The sequence below is a fragment of the Devosia sp. P2_G7 genome, from assembly GCF_056403495.1.
The window spans coordinates 449,454-467,615 of sequence record NZ_JBFUFI010000001.1 but is presented as its reverse complement, the minus strand read 5'-3'; the positions used below and the strand labels follow the sequence as shown (position 1 = coordinate 467,615).

Below are 18,162 nucleotides of genomic sequence, written 5' to 3'. Positions count from 1 at the left end.
CTCTCTGGAGAAACAACAATGACAGACTTGAAGATGTCAAAAGTCCTGGGAGCGGCGGCGTTGGCTTCGCTGGCTCTCGCACTGCCTGCGTTCGCGCAGGATGCAGCCGCCCCGGCTGCGGCAGCGGCCGAAGTGGTTGCTACCGTCGACAAGGGCGATACCACCTGGATGATGCTGTCGACGATCCTGGTGATCGCCATGACCATCCCCGGCCTCGCCCTGTTCTACGGCGGCCTGGTGCGCGCCAAGAACATGCTCAGCGTGCTGATGCAGGTGTTCGCAGCCTTCTGCATGGTCTCCCTGCTGTGGGTGATCTACGGCTACTCGCTCGCCTTCAACGGACCGACCGACGGTGGCCTCAGCGCCTTCATCGGTGACTTCTCGAAGCTGTTCCTGTCGGGCGTGACGCCCTCCACTCAGTCGGCCACCTTCTCGGCCGGCATCGAGATTCCGGAGCTTACCTTCGTCGTCTTCCAGCTGACCTTCGCCGCCATCACTCCGGCGCTGATCGTCGGCGCCTTCGCCGAGCGCATGAAGTTCGGCGCGGTGATGCTGTTCCTCGCGCTGTGGTTCACCTTCTCGTACCTGCCGATCGCCCACATGGTGTGGTTCGGCGGCGGCTACCTGTTCGGCCTCGGCGCGTATGACTTCGCCGGTGGCACCGTGGTTCACATCAATGCCGGTGTGGCTGGTCTCGTCGCCGCGATCGTCCTCGGGCCGCGTACCGGCTTCCTCAAGGAACCGATCCCGCCGCATAACCTGACCTTCACCTTCATCGGTGCCTGTCTGCTGTGGGTCGGCTGGTTCGGCTTCAACGCCGGCTCCAACCTCGAGGCCACCGGCCTTGCGGCGCAGGCCCTGCTCAACACCATCACGGCCCCGGCCGCTGCGGCTCTCGCCTGGGCCGTCGCTGAAAAGTTCACCCGCGGCCATGCCTCGCTGCTCGGTGCTGCTTCCGGCGCCGTCGCCGGCCTCGTGGCGATCACCCCGGCCGCCGGCTTTGCCGGCAGCATGGGCGCGATCGTCCTCGGCGCGGTTGCCGGTGTGGTCTGCCTGTGGGCAGTGGTGACGCTGAAGCCGATGCTCAAGTACGACGACGCGCTCGACGTGTTCGGCGTGCACGGCATCGGTGGCATCATTGGTGCGCTCGGCACTGCGATCGTCGCGGCACCGTCGCTCGGCGGCTACGCACTGGGCGATCCGGCGGCCTACAATATCGGCTCGCAGTTCGTGATCCAGCTTACCGCAGTGGTCATCGCCATCGTGTGGTCGGCAGTGGTGACGTTCGTTGCCATGCTGATCGTCAAGGCAGTGTTCGGTGGCGCCCGCGTCTCCGAGTCGGCCGAGAGCGATGGTCTCGATATCTCGAGCCACGGCGAGCACGCCTACAACTAACACCTAGGGCGCGGGTGGGACTCTCCCTCTCCCACCCGCGTCGAAACTGCCGGAGGGTCGAGCCCGGCTCGGCTCTCCGTCCTTCTTGCCTTCCCGCTGATCGCGGCGTGCAGCTCACGTACCTCTTGGCCCGCCACAGAGGCTTCCCACTCGCAAACCGCGTGGGCTGCACACCCCGGTCAACGGCTTCCGGGCCCGGCAACGGGCCGGCGTCCGCCCCGCCAGGCTGATGCCGCTCTGCTTACAATGTGGGCAGAGACGGGCTGTTGTCCGCCCAAATTCTGAGCACTTCGCCGGCGGCGGAGCGCTTCTGATTTGCGTCGCGGCGTAAGCTGCTGAAAAACCTCAACTCTTTTCTGCCTACCGGATTGGCATGGGGCTTGATTGCCTGCCACCCAATTAGCCCGGATGCGAGCCGGGTGTTTTGGGGGAGCTTCAAATGGCTGAGTCCGCAGGGCTCGACGTATTCTTCGTGCTGGTCGGCGCGATCCTGGTGTTTGCGATGCATGGCGGCTTCGCCTTCCTCGAACTGGGGACAGTGCGGGGCAAGAACCAAGTCAATGCGCTGGTCAAGATCCTGGTCGATTTCGCCTTCTCGACGCTGGCCTATTTCCTGATCGGCTACACCATCGCCTACGGGGTGACGTTCTTTCACAGCGCGGCGACGTTGTCGGGCGGCGGCGCGGGGTTCGCGCCGCAGGGTTTCAGCCTTGTGAAGTTCTTCTTCCTCGCAACGTTCGCCGCAGCGGTGCCGGCGATCATTTCCGGCGGCATTGCCGAGCGGGCGAAGTTCTGGCCGCAGGTGATCGCGGCGGCAGTGATCGTCGGGCTGATCTATCCGTTCTCCGAGGGGATCGTGTGGAACGGTAATTACGGCATCCAGGCCTGGCTCGAGGCGACGTTCGGCGCGCGCTTCCACGATTTTGCCGGCTCGATCCAGGTACATGCGCTGGGCGGCTGGCTGGCGCTGGCGGCGGTGCTGCGGATCGGGGCGCGCAATGGGCGCTATGGGCCGAGCGGCCGGCCGTTCCCGCCGTCATCGATCCCGTGGCTGGCGCTGGGCACCTGGCTGCTCGCCATCGGCTGGTTCGGCTTCAACGTGATGTCGGCGCAGTCGGTCGCCGGGGTGTCGGGGCTGGTAGCGATCAACTCGCTGATGGCCATGGTGGGCGGCATCATCGCCGCGGTGCTGATCGGCAAGAACGACCCGGGCTTCACCCATAATGGTGCATTGGCAGGGCTCGTTGCGGTCTGCGCGGGGTCCGATCTCTACCATCCGCTGGCCGCGCTGGTGGTCGGCGGAGTGGCCGGAGTGATCTTCGTCAAGGGCTTCAGCTGGACGCAGGAGAAGCTGAAGATCGACGATGTGCTCGGCGTCTGGCCACTGCACGGGCTTTGCGGACTGTGGGGCGGCGTTGCCGCCGGGATCTTCGGACTCGAGGCCCTGGGCGGCATGGGCGGCGTGTCGTTCGTGACCCAGCTCGTCGGCTCGGTGGCCGTGTCGGCCTATGCCTTCGGCGCCGGCTACCTGCTCTATTGGCTCAGCAGCCGGCGGCTCACCCTCAAGCTCAGCGACGAGCAGCAGCGGCGTGGCGCCGACCTTTCGGTGCACTCCATCGGTTCCAATCCGGAACTCGAGTTCTAGCGCCGGCAGATCCGGGAACCGGGCCTTCCGCTCCAGCGTTTCAAGAGCGGAAGGAGAGTTCCATGTCTCTTAGGGAAAAGCTTAAGTACGTTGATTTTTCATCGATCGCGCTGCTGCTCCTCGCCGCCGCGGTCCCAGCGATAGTCATCCTCGCCGCCTAGCCGGCTTGCTCAGCGCCCCAAACCGCTCTATGAGTGGCTTCTTCACTAGCCACTCAGGAGGGGCGATATGACGGCATTTTCTCGACCGCGCCTCTTCGGGCTCGCCACGGTTCACCGTTAGGTCGCCCGGGGGCCGCCAAGGCCCCTTTCGCTAGTTCCCGGCACTGCCGGCATTTCCAGATTTGCTTTTCTTATGGGACCGGATCGCGGCTGCAAGGCGCGTCCGGACAAGTGACATGGCTCGTTCGAAGATCGATTTCCGCGGCCAGGCCTTCGCCAAGGTGCTGGGTTTCGCGGCAGGGCATTGGCGGCGCCAGCCCAAGCGTATTGCACTCATCATGGGGCTGTTCTTCACCGAGACGGTGGCCGACATCCTGACGCCGTTCTTCGCCGGCCGCCTCGTCGAGGCGGTGGCGACGGGGGCGGCAACCAACGAGATCGCCTGGAACGCGGCGGTCACGGCGTTTCTCGTCATCGTGGCGCTGGGCGTCGGTTCGGTGATCATCCGTCAGCTCGGGTTCCAGCAGATCATTTCGCTGACCCTCAGGATGATGAGCGAGATCACCCAGGGCGCCTTCCATCGGGTGCAGCGCTTCTCGTCGGACTGGCACGCCAACTCGTTCGCCGGCTCGACGGTGCGCAAGATCACCCGCGGCATGTGGGCGCTCGACCAGCTCAACGACGTGATCCTGATGGCGCTGTTCCCCTCGCTGGTGATGCTGGTGGGGACGACCGTCATGCTCGGGCTGTTCTGGCCGGTGATGGGCCTGGTGATCGGCGTCGGCTCGATCATTTACATCGCCGTGACCGTCACCCTCTCGACCACCTGGGTGGCCCCGGCGGCGAGCCTTGCCAACCAGTGGGATACCCGCATGGGCGGGGCGCTGGCCGATGCCATTTCGTGCAATGCGGTGGTCAAGGGTTTTGGCGCGGAGGACCGTGAGGAATCACGGCTGAAGCTCGTCGTCGACAAATGGCGGAGGCGCACCTCGCGCACCTGGAACCGTGGCACGCTGAACGGCACCATCCAGAACGCCATGCTGCTGGTGCTGCGCGCCTCGATCATCGGGGCCGGGCTGTTGCTGTGGCAGCAGGGTGTGGCATCGGCGGGCGACATCACCTTCGTCATCACCACGTTCCTGGTCTTGCAGGGATACCTGCGCGATGTCGGCCAGCACGTGCGCAACCTGCAGCGCGCGGTGAACGACATGGAAGAGCTCGTCAATCTGGGCGACCAGAAGCTCGGCATCGAGGACAAGCCGAGCGCGAAACCGATTGCCATCAAGGCGGGCGGCATCGCCTTCGAGCACGTCGACTTCCACTACGGCGCGCATTCCAAGGCGCTCTACCACGACCTTTCGGTCAACATCGCGCCAGGCGAGAAGGTGGGCCTCGTCGGTCACTCCGGCTCGGGCAAGACGACGTTCGTCAAGCTGATCCAGCGTCTGCACGATGTCAGCGGCGGCCGCATCGCCATCGACGGCGTCGACATTCGCGACGTCGGCCAGGCCTCGCTGCGCCAGCAGATCGCCATCGTGCAGCAGGAGCCGGTGCTGTTCCACCGCTCGCTCGCCGAGAACATCGCCTATGGCAAGCCGGGTGCCGATCGCCAACAGATCATCGCGGCGGCGAAGCTCGCCAATGCGCATGATTTCATCGAGCGGCTGCCTAAGGGCTACGAGACACTGGTCGGCGAGCGCGGCATCAAGCTGTCGGGCGGCGAGCGGCAGCGTGTCGCCATCGCCCGCGCCTTCCTGTCGGATGCCCGGGTGCTGATCCTCGACGAGGCAACGTCGAGCCTCGATAGCGAGAGCGAACTGCTGATCCAGCAGGCGATGGAGCGGCTGATGGTGGGGCGGACGACGATCGTCATCGCCCACCGTCTGTCGACGGTGCGCGCCCTCGACCGGCTGCTGGTGTTCGACACCGGCAAGGTGGTCGAGGAAGGCACGCACGAGCAACTGGTGAAGCGGCCGGATGGCATCTATCGCCGGCTGTTCGAACGGCAGGCGCTGGAGTTGATCAAGGGGCTGGAGGCGGCGGAGTAAATCCCTCGCTTCGAAGGGAGGGACGCCTTGGCTTTCATCGTCGAATGACGATATAAGCCCTCATGGCTTCCCTCCCCCTTTCCATCCTCGACCTCGCTCCCGTCTCCGAAGGCACCTCAACCCCGGACGCGCTGCGCAACATCGTGCAACTCGCCAAGCTCGGCGACGAGCTTGGCTTCACCCGGCTCTGGTACGCCGAGCACCACGGCATGCCCTCGATCGCATCGTCCTCGCCGGAGGTGCTGATTGCTACGGCGGCGGCCAATACCTCGCGCATCCGGGTCGGCTCGGGCGGGGTGATGCTGCCCAATCATGTGCCGCTGCGGGTCGTTGAAACCTATCGCACGCTCAATGGGCTCAATCCCGGCCGCATCGATCTGGGCATCGGTCGCGCCGGGGGCAGCGACGGGCGGACGCTGCAGGCGCTGCGCTCGGTGGGCGGCGAGTATTTCGCGCAGGAGCTGGCCGAGATGCTGGCCTTCGAGGAGGGCAATTTCGCTCCCGACCACCCGTTCCATCCGGTCATGGTGGTGCCGGAGCGGGTGGAACTGCCGCCGGTCTATCTGCTCGGCTCCAGCGGCGCGAGCGCACAGGCCGCGGGGCAGCTGGGCGTCGGCTATTCGTTCGCGGCGCATTTCAGTGCGACGCCGGCGGGTCCGGCATTCCAGGCCTATCGCGCGGCGTTCACGCCGACCGACGCCTTTCCCAAGCCGCATGCGATCATAGCGGTTTCGGCGCTGGTGGCGCCGACGGACGAAGAGGCACGGTTCCTGGCGCGCTCGCAGGAGCTGATGTGGGCGCTGTTCCATTCCGGCCAGGTGCGGAAGCTGGTGTCGCCGGAAGAGGCAGCAGCGCATAGCTACACGCCGCACGAGACCCGCATCATCGAAGGTCAGCGCCCACTCTGGATCGTCGGCTCGCCCGATACGGTGAAGGCCGCGATCGAGCGAAAGGTCGAAGAATCCGGCGCCGACGAGGTGATGGTGACCACCACCATGTATGACTATGAGCTGCGGCTGCGCTCGTTCCGGCTGCTGGCGGAGGCTTTCGGCCTCCGCAGCTAATGGTCAGGCAGCGACCGCCTCGTGCCGTGCGGCATGGATGGCCGCGGGCTGGAAGAGCAGCTTCACGTAATTGCGCGCCATCAGCATCTGCTCGGGGAGGACGCCGGGCCGGCCGAGCGACTTGGCCATGATGATGCCGCCATCGATGGCGCAGCAGATGGTGCGGGCCAGCCGGTCCGGATCGATCGCCTCGCGGGGCGGGTAGAGTTCCACGATCTCCTCGATCATCTCGCGGAAGAACGTGTTCCAGCCCTGCACCGCCTCCCGGACCTGGGCGCGTACCTCGCGGTCGAACAACCGGTCGTGGTAGCTCATGGCGGCGACGAGGCAGCCCGGGTGGCCGCCCGGCAGCGCGGAGATGTGCTCGGCAAACAGGGTGAGGCCGATGAGCAGCCGCTGCAGCGGGTCGTCGCTGAGCTGCGCTGCGCGTCCGAACACGTCGTGGACCAGTTCATTGTTGCGCTGCCGGTAGCGGACGATGAGGCCCTTGGCGAGCTCGTTCTTGTCCTTGAAGTGATAGAAGAAGCCGGACTTGGTGATGCCGGCCTCGGCGATGATCTCGTCGATCGAGGTGACGCCGAAGCCTTTGGCGAGCACGCCCGCTTCGGCGATATCGAGGATGCGTTCGCGCGTTTCATTGCCTTTGCGCATGGTGGTCCCTCCTGGAAACTGTACTTCCGGTATGGTTCTCGGATCGCTCGACCCACGCCGACAGGTCGCCCCTCGCGACAGGATGCGGGCTATCCAGTTGTGATTGCTCGCCAAGTTCCTGGGACGCCGAACCGTACCACGTGTTCGCTATAGTCGGCTCACAAGTCATCATATGTTTTGTCTCAAGCGGGGCGCGCCGAGGAAGACGATTATGACGACCATCGACCTGAACGAGAGCCCGCTCGTAACCCGCCACGACACCGATGCCGGCTTCATCCGGCGGCTGCTGGGCCGCTGGCTGCAGCGGCGCCGGGAGCGTGCCACGCTGATCGGCCTTATGCGCATGGAGCCCCACCTGCTGCGCGACATGGGTATCGAGCCCGGCGACATCTTCGACGCGCTCGATGGCAAACGCAGCTCCGTGCTGTTCAATCCGGTGCGGAAGCCCGACCATCGCTAGCCCCTGACTGCCCGCCAGGCGGCGATGATGGCATTGGCCGAAAGGTCGATGTCGGCCTCGGTGGTGGCGCCCGAAGTGACGGAAATCCGCATCACCCAGTCGCCGCGCCAGGCAGCGCCCGCGACGTAGCAGACGCCGCTATCGAGCACGCGGGCAATCACCGCCTCGGTGTCGGCCTTGCGGGCCTCGGCATCGCCGGTGCCGAAATTGAGGATCAGCTGGTTGATCGTCACTTCGTTGACGACGCGGATGCCGGGCTCGGCCGCCAGGCGTTCGGCCATGCGGCGCGCGAGGCGGCAGTGGCGCTCGACGATCTCGACGATGCCGGCGCGGCCAAGGGTCTTCAACAGCGCGTAGACCGGCACACCGCGGGCGCGGCGGGACAGCTCTGGAACATAGTTCGAGGGGACGCGATCGCCCTGGGCGATGGAAGGCAGGTAGCTCGACCACTGCGTCATGGCGCCGAGCAGCGCGTCGCGATTCCTCACGATGGCGAAGCCGGAATCATACGGCGCCTGCAACCATTTGTGGCCATCGGTGACCCAGGAATCGGCGCCCTCGATGCCGTCCGTCAGGTGCCGCAACGACGGCGTGGCGCGGGCCCAGAGGCCGAAAGCCCCGTCGACATGCACCCAGGCGCCATTTGCTTTGCCGATCGCGACGATGTCGCGGAACGGATCATAGGAGCCGGTATTGATCTGGCCGGCTTGGGCGATAACGATCTTGGGGCCGGTGAGACCGGCAAACGCTGCCTCGAGGGCCGATGGCAGCATGCGGCCTTCGCTGTCGGTGGCGATGGTGATGACCCGCTTGCGGCCGAAACCAATCAGCTGCAGCGACGAGAACAGCGACGAGTGCGCATCGGCTCCGATCAGCACGTGCACCGGCGGCGCCCCGAACAGGCCGTCGCTGTCGGGATCCCAGCCAGCATCCAGCAGGACGCCGGTGCGGGCGGCGGCGAGGCAGGTGCCGTTGGCGACGGTGGCACCGGTGCCGAAGCCGATGGCACTTTCACGCGGCAGGTCGAGGATCTCGAGCAGCCACCGCTCGGCAACCTCCTCGAGCGCCGCTGCGGCCGGCGCGGTCGATTGGTACCCGGCGTTCTGCCCCCACGCGCTGATCAACCAGTCGGCAGCGACGCCGGCCGGATGCGAGCCGCCCATCACCCAGGCGAAGAAACGCGGGCCGACGGTCGGCATCAGGCCCGGGGCCGCGAGGGCGGCCAATTCATCGAGCATCGCGCCGGCATCCATGCCGGTTTCCGGCAGCGCCGCCGAAAACCGTTCGCGCATCTCGTGATAGCCCATTTCGGGACGGCCTGCCTTCCGGCGCACTCCCGCGCGATAGTCTACAGCGTGATCGACCGCGCGGGTCAGCAGCGTACGCAAGTCATCAGTCATAATATGATCTCCCGGCGGCGCAGCAGAAATCATACCGCATCTGAAGCGCAGATGAACAAAGGCCCGGCGCCATGACAGCGCCGGGCCCGCGAAAGTCTATGGAATAGCGTCAGGCGGCGAGCTTCTTGAGGATCGCAGCGCCCATCTCTTCGGTGCCGACCGTCTTGCGGTTGTCTTGCGCAATGTCGCCGGTGCGGAGGCCATCGGCCAGCACGCTCGAAATGGCGGCCTCGAGCCGATCGGCCAGCGCCACGAGGTTGAACGAATAGCGGAGCGCCATCGCGAAGCTCGCCAGCATGGCGATCGGGTTGGCGATACCTTGGCCGGCGATATCGGGGGCCGAGCCGTGCACCGGCTCGTAGAGCGCCTTGCGCTTGCCGGTGGTCGCATCCGGTGCGCCGAGCGAGGCGGACGGCAGCATGCCGAGCGAACCGGTCAGCATGGCGGCCGCGTCGGAGAGGATGTCGCCGAACAGGTTGTCAGTGACCATCACGTCGAACTGCTTGGGATTGCGCACCAGCTGCATCGCCGCGTTGTCGGCGAGGATGTGGTGGAACTCGATATCCGGATAGTCCTTGGCCACGGCCTGCGCGACTTCATCCCACAAGACTCCCGACTTCATGACGTTCTTCTTGTCGGCCGAATGCACCTTGTTCTTGCGGGTGCGGGCGAGGTCCATGGCGACGCGGACGATCCGATCGATCTCGTAGGTCTCGTAGACCTGGGTATCGATGGCGCGCTTCTGGCCGTTGCCGAGGTCGGTGATGGTCTTGGGCTCGCCGAAATAGACGCCGCCGGTGAGCTCGCGGACGATCAGGATGTCGAGGCCCTCGATCAGCTCGCGCTTCAGTGACGAGGCATCAGCCAGCGCCGGGTAGCAGATGGCCGGACGCAGGTTGGCGAACAGCTGCAGGTCCTTGCGGAGGCGGAGCAGGCCGGCTTCCGGACGCTTCTCGTACGGCACCTTGTCCCACTTGGGACCGCCGACGGCACCGAAGATCACCGCATCGGCGGCCAGCGCTTTCTGCATGTCCTCTTCCGAAATCGCCTCGCCATGCGCGTCATAGGCGCAGCCGCCGACGAGGCCCGTATCGAAGGTGAAATCCGTCTCACCCTGGCTGTTGAGCCAGGCGATCACCTTCTCGACCTCCTTCATGATCTCGGTGCCGATCCCGTCGCCGGGGAGGAGGAAGAGCTTTTGGGCCATTTTGCTTTACGTCTCGCGTTGTCAGATGGATGCGCTGTCGAAGCGCTTTTGCATGAAATAGCGGGCGCCGCCGACCGGATGATCGTGCAGCGTGCCGAACACAGAAAAACCGAGCTTTTCGTAGAACGGCCGGGCCTGGAAACTGAATGTGTCGAGCCACACGCCGAGAAGGCCCCGCTGACGCGCGAAGACCTCGGCCTCTGCCATCAGCGCCCGCCCGTGCCCCTTGCCACGCAGCTCGGCCGGCACGTGCAACCACTCGACGAACAGCCAGTCCAGCACCGCCGTCGCGGTTAACCCGCCCACCGCCTTGTCGTCCGCATCGTAAAGCAGCAGCGCGATCTTCTGGTGCGTGATGCCGCCGGTCTGCTGTTTGTTGTAGGCGCGCAACCCATTGCGCACCACCGCCACGTCGCGACCCAGGGGGTTGAGCTTGAGCCTGATCTCCACGGGCGTTAGCGTTCGTGGGCGCCCATTCGGGCGGTGACTTCGATTTCGACCTTCATCTCGGGCCGCGTTAGGCCGCAGACCAGCATGGTGGCGGCGGGACGGATGTCGTCAAACATCTTGCCGGCGACTTCGACGAGGCCGTCATAGTGCGCCATGTCGGTGATGTAGTAGCGAACGCGCACCACATCCTTGATGGTGCTGCCGGCTTCCTCGAGCGCATGGGCGATGGTCGCGAAGGCGTTGCGGGCTTGGTCGCGGATGTCGTCCGGCATCACCATGGTCTTGTAGTCGTAGCCGGTGGTGCCGCTCACATAGATGATGTTGCCGTCGACGACGGCACGCGAGTAGCCGATCTTCTTCTCGAACGGGGAGCCCGATGAGATGTGGAGGACCATGGGTGCCTCCTCAGAGCCAGGGGCGGCTCTGGCTCATCTTCTGCTCGAAGCCGGAAATCGCCGGATCGGACTTCAGCGTCGCGGCGATATCGTCGAGGCCTTCGAGCAAGGTCTGCTTGCGGGACGGGTCGATGTCGAAATGGACCGAACCGCCATCCGGGCCGCGAATGGTCTGCGCTGCGAGGTCGACGGTGATCGTCGCGTTGGAGCCGCGCTCGGCGTCATCCATCAGCAGCGCCAGCTGCTCGGGCGTCACGACGATGGGCAGAATGCCGTTCTTGAAGCAGTTATTGTAGAAGATGTCGGCGAAGCTGGTGGAGATGACGCAGCGCACGCCGAAATCGAGCAAGGCCCACGGCGCATGCTCGCGCGACGAACCGCAGCCGAAATTGTCACCGGCGACGATGATCTTGGCCTGGCGATAGGCCGGCTTGTTGAGCACGAACGTGTCGTTCTCGGTGCCATCTTCGTTGTAGCGCATCTCGGAGAACAGGGCGGAACCGAGCCCGGTGCGCTTGATGGTCTTCAGGTACTGCTTGGGAATGATCATGTCCGTGTCGATGTTGATGATCGGCAACGGCGCGGCGACGCCTGTGAGGGTCGTGAACTTATCCATGGCAATACCCCTTTCGGTGGCGGTGTAATGACGCAATGGGGGGCGGGAATCAAGTCGGACGTAGGGCGGAGCGCCGAGCGCCCCGCCGGATTGTCGCCGGTTGGGGTCGTCTGGGACGATCAGGCAGCGAGGCTGGTGTCTGCGGCGACGCCGAGCATCAGGTTGAGGTTCTGCACTGCGGCACCCGAGGCACCCTTGCCGAGATTGTCGTAGACGGCGACCAGCAGGGCCTGGGCTTTCGCGTCGTTGGCGAAGACGTGTAGGCGCATGCGGTTGGTGTCGTTGTAGATCTCGGGGTTGAGCTCGGCGCTGCGCTCCTCAGCGGCCAGCGGCGCGACGTCGACAAAGCTCTGCGGGATCGCTGCGAAGTGGTCGCCGATCGCGGCATGGAGCTCGGCGCCGGTGGGCACCTTGTCGAGCGACCACAGCTGCAGCGGCACGGCGGTGATCATCCCCTGCCGGAAATTGCCGACGGCGGGCTGGAACAGCGGCGTGTGCGCGAGCTTCGCGTATTTCTGCAGCTCGGGCAGGTGCTTGTGCTTGAAGGTCAGGCCGTAGAGCGCGAACTCGTTGGCGTCCTCGCCCTTTGCCTCATAATCCTCGATCATGGTGCGGCCGCCGCCGGAATAGCCGGAGATGCCGTTGACGGTGACCGGGAAATCGGCGGGCACGAGGCCGGCTTCGATAAGCGGCCGGAGCGTCGCGATGGCGCCCTGCGGCCAGCAGCCGGGGTTGCCGACGCGCGTCGAGTTGGCGATGGCGGCAGACTGCGCCTTGTCCATCTCGGCGAAGCCGTAGGCCCAGCCTTCGGCGATGCGGTGCGCGGTCGAGGCGTCGATCACCTTGGTGGTGTCGTTCTCGATCAGCGACACGCTCTCCTTGGCCGCATCGTCGGGCAGGCAGAGAATCGCCACATCGGCGAGGTTCAGCAGGCGCTTCCGCTCGTCCTGATCCTTGCGCTTGTCGTGCGCGATGGAGATGACCTCGAGGTCGCGACGGCCGGCAAGGCGCTCCCGGATCTGCAGACCCGTGGTACCGGCTTCGCCGTCGATGAAGATTTTCGCGACCATGTAAGGCTCCCATCAAAGGGGGTGAATGCGCGGGACATATAGGGGTTGCCTCTGTCACGTGCAAAGGGTTTGGTTGCGCCAACACGATCATATGAGAGGCCGAAAATGACCCCGCACAACCACGCCAAGCCCGGCGACTATGCCGAAGCGGTCCTGCTGCCCGGCGACCCGCTGCGCGCCAAATGGATCGCCGAGAACTTCTTCACCGATGCCAAGCTGGTCAACTCGGTGCGCAACTGCCTCGGCTATACCGGCACCTGGAAGGGCAAGCCCGTTTCGGTGCAGGCGACCGGCATGGGGCAGGCGTCGCTGTCGATCTACGTGCACGAGTTGATCAACGTCTATCGGCTGCAGAAGCTGATCCGGGTCGGCACCTGCGGCGGGCTCAATGCCAAGGTGAAGGTGCGAGACCTGATCATCGCCCAGGGCGCGACGACGGATTCAGCGATCGTGCGCGACGCGTTCATGCCATTCAACTTTGCGCCGATCGCCGACTTCGGGCTGCTGCGCGACAGCGTCGAGCGGGCCGAGAAGGCGGGAATGCGCTATCACGTGGGCAACATGCTCTCGTCGGACATCTTCTATCATATCGAGCCGGGCCTCACCGGCTACGGCCGGCTGCCGGCGCACGGCATCCTCGGGGTCGAGATGGAGGCGGCGGCGCTCTATACGCTCGCGGCGCGGTTCGAGCGCAAGGCGCTGGCCATCTGCACGATGACCGACTGCCTGATCACCCACGCCGAGCTTAGTGCCGAGGACCGGCAGTCGTCGCTAAAGGAGATGATCACCCTGGCGCTCGACACCGCGATCGGCGCTTGAGCGTCCTCGACAAACTGGCTTCGGCGCTCGGACGAAACGACGAGCGGCCGAATGTGGAACTGGCGGAGGCGCTGGCGGCGACGCCGGATGCCGCCGCGATCGCCAAGCTGGTCGGGGCGCTGTCGACGGGTTCGACCGCGGTGTCGAACGACGCGATCAAGGTATTGTACGAGCTGGGCGCGCGGCGTCCGGAACTGGTGGTGCCGCATGCGGGAGCGTTCCTGACGCTGCTCGGTTCACGGAACAACCGCAATGTCTGGGGCGCTCTCCAGGCGATCGAGTCCGTGACTCAACTGGCGCCTGAACTGGTGCTTTCGGCCCTGCCGCAGATCATCGCGGCGGCGGACAAGGGTTCGGTGATCGCCAAGGACAAGGCGGTGCAGATCCTCGCCAAGCTCGCTGCGGCGGGGCATGCCGAGGTGGCCTTGCCGGTGCTGCTGGAGCGGGTGGAGGCGGCGGCGCCGAACCAGTTTCCGATGTATGCCGAAGCTGCTAGTGTGGTGGTCGATGCAGGACATCGGGTACGGCTGCGCCAGATCCTGGACGCGCGGCTGGGACGGATCGACGCCTCCGCCAAGCGAGCGCGGATCGAGAAAATCCTGCGGAGATTGCAGCGGTAACCCGCTGTAAACCATAACGAAAACGCTGAGGTACGAGCCTCATTCGGCGCCAGTGGCATAGCGCGGAATGTCAATACGCGTTGGCATGTAGCGAGGCTGGAAGTTGATCTTCCGGCGCCCTCCAGAACCTGCCCATACTCTCTTCGACGCACCGATATTGCAGCGGAACTGAACCGCTGGCGGGGGCGTTTCACGGGTTACGCTAGGCATCTGAGGGGAGGCCAGGATGAATACCCATACACTAGTCGAGCATCGCGATATCCAGAACTGGGTGACGGCCCGCAAGGGCCAGCCGGCGCTCCGGAGTGTGCCCGATCCGACCGGCCGGATGCGCGCGCGGCTCGCGTTGAATTTCGCCCGCCCGCAGGCGCCGACCGAAACGCCGAGCCAGGACGACGGCATCAGCCCGTGCTCGTGGACGGCATGGTTGGCCGAACTCGACCGGCAGCATCTGGCGTTGCGCGTCAGCGACCAGATGGTCTTCGAGTTCGTCGAGCGGCGCGAGCGGAACTAGGCGGATTTGGCCAGCGAAGTGCCAGCCAGGGGATGGGCCGGCATAACATCGGCATCCGGATCGCCGGAGACGCCGACACGGTCACGGCCGTCACGCTTCGCTGTGTAGAGCGCCGCGTCGGCCCGGCGGCGAAGACCAGAGAGGCTTTCGTCGTCGAACCGCTCGGCGACACCGAAGCTTGCGGTGCAGCGGACGAATGGCGGCAGGCCCGGGATCGACAGCGAAGCAAAGCTTGTGCGCAGGGTTTCGGCGAGAAGCCGCGCGATGGCGAGGTTGGCGCCCGGAATGAACACCGCAAATTCCTCGCCGCCCATGCGGCCGACAACCGCCCCGGCCGGCGCAGTGTCGCGTAGCACCGCGGCAAAGGCGACGATCACCAGGTCGCCGGTATCGTGGCCGTAATTGTCGTTGACCGACTTGAACGCATCGAGATCGGCAAGCACGAGCGCCGCCGGCAAGCTGCGATTGTTCATGCCCGGGGCGGCGCGCTCTTCGAAACCGCGGCGGTTGTAGACGGCCGAGAGCGGATCGGTTTCGGAGCGGGCGGTGATCTCGACCAGCATGTCGCGGACCAGCAACATCAGCATCAACAGCCCGGTAGCCACCTGCAGGATGGCGCCGAGCGATTGCGAGTAGAGCGCGTAGGTCGTTGCGAGGTAGGTGGCGGAGGTGTCGCCCGAGCCGCCAAGCAGCACGGCGGCGAAGGGCTTTGAAAGGAACTGCAGCGCGCTCAGCGTGAACAGCGCAACGAGGCCGACATCGATGGTCTGGCGGCGGCGCGAGGCGAGGATGATCCAGGCGGCGCAGGCCTGCATCAGGGCATAGGGCGCCTGGTAGATGAGGTTCCGCGGCACGGTGTCGTGGGGCAGCATGTAGCCGTACCAATTGGCGACGACCGACAGGACGACGATGGCAGCAACGCCGGGCCAGGGCAGGGCGCGGCCATAGCGGCGGGCGACGCCCAGCGTTACCGAGGTGACGGCTCCGAGAAAGCTGGAGAAGCCAGCGGTGTAGGCGAATTGCGGGTAGTCCTGCAGCGGCAGGACGAATTCGGACGCGATGTAGAGGATGCCGAACACGTAGGCGAGGGCGAAATAGGGCGCGACCTTATCCACCCGGTTGGAGACGCCGACCAGGAAGAAGGCGAGCGCAAACAGCGCCGCGATGAACAGATTGATGGCGAGGATGAAGCTCGCGCCAGCCATGCCCTGCAGTCCGCGTCCTTGGGTAGTGGAACGACACTAGCGGCAGCCCGAGAAAGAACGGGTTAACAGCAAGCGCCAAGTGCAGCGCCATGCTGTCGCAGTCGAGTATAGGAACATGTCGCGGGCTTGGAACCAGACGCCTCTGCGACCACTTAAGCTAAGGGAGTTTTCCCGCTAAGCTATCCTGGAACAAGACCAGAAAGGCATCGACATGACCCAGGTCCTCACCAAGCACGAAGACATCCGGCTATGGGCTGCGGCCCGGTCCGGCAACCCGGCCATCGAGGACCGGGCGACGGGCATCGGCGGCCCGCCGGTGCTGAGGATCCTGTTCGATCAGTACGCGCTGAACGCCGGGGAGAACCAGTACGGCGATCGGCCCGGTGGGCTCGACCTGGTCGACTGGTCGGAATGGTTCGAGCAGTTCGACAGCCAGAAGCTCGGGCTCTTGGTCGAGGACGAGCGGCCGGGCGTGCTGGACGACTACTTCGAGTTCGTGCCGCGCGACGGGAACCAGCGGGACTGAGTGGGACTCAGCCTTCTCGTTCGGCAGCCGCTTCGATCGCTTCCATGTCTTCGTCCGAGAAGCCGAAATGGTGGCCGATCTCGTGCACGAGGACGTGGGTGATGATCTCGCCTAGGGTTTCGTGGTCCTCGCTCTCGGCCCAGTAGTCGAGGATCGGACGGCGATACAGCCAGATCTGGTTGGGGAGTTGTCCGGTGTAACCGGCAGCGCCGCCCTGCGGCAGGCCGACCCCGCGGAACAGGCCGAGGATATCGAACTCGCTCTCGAGTTCCATTTCCTTGATCGTCTCGTCATCGGGGAATTCGGCGACAACGCAGGGCACTTCCCCGGCGAGCGCCTTGAACTCAGGCGGCAGGTCCCGGAAGGCCGCTGCCGCCATCTGTTCGAAGTCGTCGAGAGACGGAGCTGCGCGCTCCGTCCACGAATTGGGGCTTACCGCCACTCGCGGATATCGACGAAGTGGCCGGTGATCGCGGCGGCCGCAGCCATGGCGGGCGACACCAGGTGGGTGCGGCCCTTGAAGCCCTGACGCCCCTCGAAATTGCGGTTCGAGGTCGAAGCGCAGCGCTCCTGCGGCTTCAGCTTGTCGGGGTTCATGGCAAGGCACATTGAGCAACCGGGCTCGCGCCACTCAAAGCCCGCATCCTTGAAGATCACGTCGAGGCCTTCGGCTTCCGCCTGTTCCTTGACGAGGCCGGAGCCCGGCACGACCATGGCGTTGACGCCGGTGGCGACCTTCTTGCCGGCCACCACCTTGGCGGCGGCGCGCAGGTCTTCGATGCGGCCGTTGGTGCACGAACCGAGGAAGACACGCTCGATCGAGATGTCGGTGATTTTGGTGCCCGGCTGGAGGCCCATGTACTCAAGCGCGCGCCACTTGCTGGCACGCTTGTTGGCGTCCTGGATGTCATCCGGATTGGGGACGACGCCATTGATCGAGATCACGTCCTCGGGGCTCGAGCCCCAGGAAACGATCGGCGGCAGCTTGGCTGCGTCGAGGATCACCACCTTGTCGTAGTGCGCGTCGGCGTCGGAATAGAGCGTCTTCCAGTACTCGACGGCGTGGTCGTAAGCGGCACCCTTGGGGGCGCGCGGACGGCCCTTCACGTACTCGAACGTTTTCTCATCCGGCGCAATCAGGCCAGCGCGGGCGCCGCCCTCGATGGTCATGTTGCAGACCGTCATGCGGCCTTCCATGCTGAGCGCGCGGATGGCTTCGCCGGCGAACTCGATGACGTGGCCGGTGCCGCCAGCGGTGCCGATCTCGCCGATGATGGCGAGGATGATGTCCTTGGCGGTGACGCCGGGCGGCAGCTGGCCGTCGACGCGGACCAGCATGTTCTTGGCCTTCTGCTGGATCAGCGTCTGGGTAGCGAGCACGTGCTCGACTTCCGACGTGCCGATGCCGTGGGCCAGCGCGCCGAACGCGCCATGCGTCGAGGTGTGGCTGTCACCGCAGACGATGGTCATGCCGGGCAGGGTGAAACCCTGCTCGGGGCCGACGATGTGCACGATGCCCTGACGCTTGTCGAAGGGATCATAGTACTCGATGCCGAAATCCTTGGTGTTCTCGGCCAGCGCCGCGATTTGGATCGCGCTTTCCGGGTCCGGATTGGGCAAGGAACGGTCGGTGGTGGGGACATTGTGGTCGACCACGGCCAGGGTGCGCTCGGGCGCACGGACCTTGCGGCCGTTCATGCGCAGACCCTCGAAGGCCTGCGGGCTTGTCACCTCGTGGACCAGGTGGCGATCAATGTAAATAAGGCTGGTCCCATCCTCGTTGTTGGAAACAAGGTGATCGTCCCAGATCTTATCGTACAGAGTTCTGCCGGCCATTTTTGCTGGAGGTTCCACTCGGGGGTTAAGGGAGTAACGGGGGGTTCTAAGCCCCGCTTGCATGTCAGGTCAAGATTGGC

At 65.2% G+C, this 18,162-nt stretch carries 19 protein-coding genes; 9 read left to right on the top strand and 10 right to left on the bottom strand.

Going from position 1 to position 18,162, the window contains the following annotated elements; all coding sequences use genetic code 11:
- Positions 1 to 18 precede the first annotated feature (18 nt).
- The 4 genes from AC1DWU_RS02390 (at position 19) to AC1DWU_RS02375 (ending at position 6,313) form a co-directional block, all read left to right on the top strand.
- Positions 19 to 1,395: an ammonium transporter gene (locus AC1DWU_RS02390; protein ID WP_477148354.1), complete on the top strand. Its 1,377-nt coding sequence runs from the start codon at positions 19 to 21 to the stop codon at positions 1,393 to 1,395.
- Between the two features lie 439 nt (positions 1,396 to 1,834).
- Positions 1,835 to 3,040 (top strand): ammonium transporter, encoded by a 1,206-nt coding sequence (locus AC1DWU_RS02385; RefSeq protein ID WP_477148353.1) that lies wholly within the window; start codon positions 1,835 to 1,837, stop codon positions 3,038 to 3,040.
- 397 nt (positions 3,041 to 3,437) lie between these two features.
- Positions 3,438 to 5,249 (top strand): ABC transporter ATP-binding protein, encoded by a 1,812-nt coding sequence (locus tag AC1DWU_RS02380; RefSeq protein WP_477148352.1) that lies wholly within the window; start codon positions 3,438 to 3,440, stop codon positions 5,247 to 5,249.
- Positions 5,250 to 5,311: 62 nt separating this feature from the next.
- Positions 5,312 to 6,313, top strand: coding sequence for an LLM class flavin-dependent oxidoreductase (locus AC1DWU_RS02375; RefSeq protein WP_477148351.1), 1,002 nt, complete (start codon positions 5,312 to 5,314; stop codon positions 6,311 to 6,313).
- 3 nt (positions 6,314 to 6,316) lie between these two features.
- Here AC1DWU_RS02375 and AC1DWU_RS02370 read toward each other — a convergent pair whose 3' ends face one another.
- Positions 6,317 to 6,964, bottom strand: coding sequence for a TetR/AcrR family transcriptional regulator (locus AC1DWU_RS02370; protein WP_477148350.1), 648 nt, complete (start codon positions 6,962 to 6,964; stop codon positions 6,317 to 6,319).
- Positions 6,965 to 7,175: 211 nt separating this feature from the next.
- On the opposite strand from AC1DWU_RS02370, the gene AC1DWU_RS02365 reads away from it, so the two are divergent.
- Positions 7,176 to 7,424 (top strand): DUF1127 domain-containing protein, encoded by a 249-nt coding sequence (locus tag AC1DWU_RS02365; RefSeq protein WP_477148349.1) that lies wholly within the window; start codon positions 7,176 to 7,178, stop codon positions 7,422 to 7,424.
- On the opposite strand, the gene AC1DWU_RS02360 is transcribed toward AC1DWU_RS02365, so the two are convergent.
- The 6 genes from AC1DWU_RS02360 to argC form a co-directional block, all read right to left on the bottom strand.
- Positions 7,421 to 8,824: a pyridoxal phosphate-dependent decarboxylase family protein gene (locus tag AC1DWU_RS02360; protein WP_477148348.1), complete on the bottom strand. Its 1,404-nt coding sequence runs from the start codon at positions 8,822 to 8,824 to the stop codon at positions 7,421 to 7,423. The two genes, AC1DWU_RS02365 and AC1DWU_RS02360, sit on opposite strands and share 4 nt — an antisense overlap.
- A gap of 109 nt (positions 8,825 to 8,933) precedes the next feature.
- Positions 8,934 to 10,031, bottom strand: coding sequence for a 3-isopropylmalate dehydrogenase (gene leuB / locus AC1DWU_RS02355; protein WP_477148347.1), 1,098 nt, complete (start codon positions 10,029 to 10,031; stop codon positions 8,934 to 8,936).
- A gap of 21 nt (positions 10,032 to 10,052) precedes the next feature.
- Entirely contained in the window at positions 10,053 to 10,481 is a 429-nt protein-coding gene (locus AC1DWU_RS02350) for a GNAT family N-acetyltransferase (RefSeq protein ID WP_477148346.1), read from the bottom strand.
- A 5-nt stretch (positions 10,482 to 10,486) separates the two neighbouring features.
- Positions 10,487 to 10,876: a RidA family protein gene (locus tag AC1DWU_RS02345; RefSeq protein ID WP_477148345.1), complete on the bottom strand. Its 390-nt coding sequence runs from the start codon at positions 10,874 to 10,876 to the stop codon at positions 10,487 to 10,489.
- 10 nt (positions 10,877 to 10,886) lie between these two features.
- Complete coding sequence (gene leuD / locus AC1DWU_RS02340) at positions 10,887 to 11,492, bottom strand: 3-isopropylmalate dehydratase small subunit (protein ID WP_477148344.1); 606 nt, start codon at positions 11,490 to 11,492, stop codon at positions 10,887 to 10,889.
- 119 nt (positions 11,493 to 11,611) lie between these two features.
- Positions 11,612 to 12,562 (bottom strand): N-acetyl-gamma-glutamyl-phosphate reductase, encoded by a 951-nt coding sequence (argC, locus tag AC1DWU_RS02335; RefSeq protein ID WP_477148343.1) that lies wholly within the window; start codon positions 12,560 to 12,562, stop codon positions 11,612 to 11,614.
- A 105-nt stretch (positions 12,563 to 12,667) separates the two neighbouring features.
- Here argC and deoD point away from each other — a divergent pair, with 105 nt between their 5' ends.
- The 3 genes from deoD to AC1DWU_RS02320 all read left to right on the top strand — a co-directional run bounded on the left by deoD (position 12,668) and on the right by AC1DWU_RS02320 (position 14,515).
- The gene (gene deoD, locus AC1DWU_RS02330) at positions 12,668 to 13,381 is read left to right on the top strand and encodes a purine-nucleoside phosphorylase (RefSeq protein WP_477148342.1); all 714 of its coding nucleotides are present in this window, start codon (positions 12,668 to 12,670) and stop codon (positions 13,379 to 13,381) included.
- Entirely contained in the window at positions 13,378 to 14,001 is a 624-nt protein-coding gene (locus tag AC1DWU_RS02325) for a hypothetical protein (protein WP_477148341.1), read from the top strand. The genes deoD and AC1DWU_RS02325 overlap by 4 nt, the downstream gene beginning before the upstream one ends.
- A gap of 226 nt (positions 14,002 to 14,227) precedes the next feature.
- Entirely contained in the window at positions 14,228 to 14,515 is a 288-nt protein-coding gene (locus tag AC1DWU_RS02320) for a hypothetical protein (RefSeq protein ID WP_477148340.1), read from the top strand.
- Here AC1DWU_RS02320 and AC1DWU_RS02315 read toward each other — a convergent pair.
- Positions 14,512 to 15,720: a GGDEF domain-containing protein gene (locus tag AC1DWU_RS02315; protein WP_477148339.1), complete on the bottom strand. Its 1,209-nt coding sequence runs from the start codon at positions 15,718 to 15,720 to the stop codon at positions 14,512 to 14,514. The two genes, AC1DWU_RS02320 and AC1DWU_RS02315, sit on opposite strands and share 4 nt — an antisense overlap.
- Before the next feature lie 211 nt (positions 15,721 to 15,931).
- Between AC1DWU_RS02315 and AC1DWU_RS02310 the strand changes: the two genes are divergently transcribed.
- On the top strand, positions 15,932 to 16,246 hold the full coding sequence (locus AC1DWU_RS02310) for a hypothetical protein (RefSeq protein ID WP_477148338.1): 315 nt from the start codon (positions 15,932 to 15,934) through the stop codon (positions 16,244 to 16,246).
- A gap of 7 nt (positions 16,247 to 16,253) precedes the next feature.
- Here the strand turns inward: AC1DWU_RS02310 and AC1DWU_RS02305 are convergent, their stop codons facing one another.
- Together AC1DWU_RS02305 and leuC are read right to left on the bottom strand one after the other, a co-directional pair.
- Positions 16,254 to 16,625, bottom strand: a complete 372-nt coding sequence (locus tag AC1DWU_RS02305) for a metallopeptidase family protein (RefSeq protein ID WP_477148337.1) — start codon at positions 16,623 to 16,625, stop codon at positions 16,254 to 16,256.
- A 53-nt stretch (positions 16,626 to 16,678) separates the two neighbouring features.
- The gene (leuC, locus tag AC1DWU_RS02300) at positions 16,679 to 18,082 is read right to left on the bottom strand and encodes a 3-isopropylmalate dehydratase large subunit (protein WP_477148336.1); all 1,404 of its coding nucleotides are present in this window, start codon (positions 18,080 to 18,082) and stop codon (positions 16,679 to 16,681) included.
- Between the last annotated feature and the right edge of the window lie 80 nt (positions 18,083 to 18,162).